1 protein-coding gene is annotated in these 670 nt (G+C 42.2%); it reads right to left on the bottom strand.

The annotated features are described in order from the left end of the window. Nucleotides 1-243 precede the first annotated feature (243 nt). The coding region (locus tag AWB54_RS15000) for a 4Fe-4S dicluster domain-containing protein (protein ID WP_082736268.1) at nucleotides 244-670 on the bottom strand (427 nt) is incomplete at its 5' end.

The raw sequence follows: 670 nt of genomic DNA on the forward strand, positions 1-670 counted from the left end.
ATATCCACTTTCTGATTAATTTTGGTAGCGTGGCAAAAGTATCTTTAGTTTTAGCTCTGGTAATGAGTATTTAGCTTGGTAGGATGCAGTAATAACTCGATATGTAGCCAGCTCATATAGTTGAAAAATGAATCCTGCAAGGTAAGAAGATGACACTTATTCTACATTGAATATATAGCGTCTACTTTTGGTGAAAAAGGCGAAAGGCCTTAAATTAAATCTGATTAATATAAGGATTATCTTCTACTTATTGTGTTGTTGCAATACACTATCTGCAAAACCGCTACGTTTAATATCCACTGCAATTTCGCTGTCCACATACTCAATAGCACCAGTCCAGCAGAACTTAACACACTGAGGATCGCCTCCGCAGAGATCGCACTTAAAAGCTATACCCTTCGCTGCATTAAAGTTCATATGTCCGAACGGGCAAGCCTGAGCGCATTGGCGGCAACCAATGCAAAGCTCGGCTCGAATGCTTACATCACCAGTCTCATGGTTTTTAGTTATAGCCCCTACCGGGCACACGTCCAAACAGGGCGGTTTTTCACAAAAAGCACAGGTAACCGGAACATTTAATGCTTCCCGACGGTAACGGACTATCCTGATTCGAGAAAGAGCAGGGGAACAGGCATTTTCGTGGACTAATGAGCACACCATCTCACAGGTT

Source organism: Syntrophomonas wolfei subsp. methylbutyratica (genome assembly GCF_001570625.1).
In the GTDB taxonomy this organism is placed as follows: Bacteria; Bacillota; Syntrophomonadia; order Syntrophomonadales; family Syntrophomonadaceae; genus Syntrophomonas; species Syntrophomonas methylbutyratica.